Source organism: Robertmurraya korlensis (assembly GCF_023715225.1).
Taxonomy (GTDB): Bacteria; Bacillota; Bacilli; order Bacillales; family Cytobacillaceae; genus Robertmurraya_A.
Genome location: NZ_JAMBNS010000150.1, coordinates 1 through 409, shown reverse-complemented (window position 1 = coordinate 409; position 409 = coordinate 1). Strand labels below are relative to the sequence as shown.

Here is a 409-nt window from a genome sequence, read left to right as displayed (position 1 = left end):
CCAATACCCCGCACGTCGATGCCATTTCCGGGGCCACCAGCCAGAGCGAGGCGGTGAAAAAAGCGGTCGCCAAAGCGATGCTGAAATCGAGTAAAGCGCTGGCGGCGGAAGAGGGCGGCAATGACGCCGCGCCGAAAAGCTATGATGTGGTGGTAGTCGGCAGCGGCGGCGCCGGTCTGGCGGCAGCCATTCAGGCCCACGACGAAGGGGCCAGCGTGCTGATCGTCGAAAAAATGCCAACCATCGGCGGGAACACCATCAAGGCTTCCGCCGGGATGAACGCCGCGGAAACCCGCTTCCAGCGAGTGAAAGGTATCGAAGACAGTAAAGAGCTGTTCTATCAGGAAACCCTGAAGGGCGGCCACAACAAAAACAACCCGCAGCTGCTGCGCCGTTTCGTTGAAAACGC

General features: G+C 60.4%; 1 protein-coding gene. It reads left to right on the top strand.

What is annotated here, in order from left to right; all coding sequences use genetic code 11:
- Positions 1–409, top strand: a 409-nt coding sequence (locus M3175_RS26185; RefSeq protein ID WP_251524635.1) for an FAD-dependent oxidoreductase, incomplete at both ends; no start/stop codon positions are given.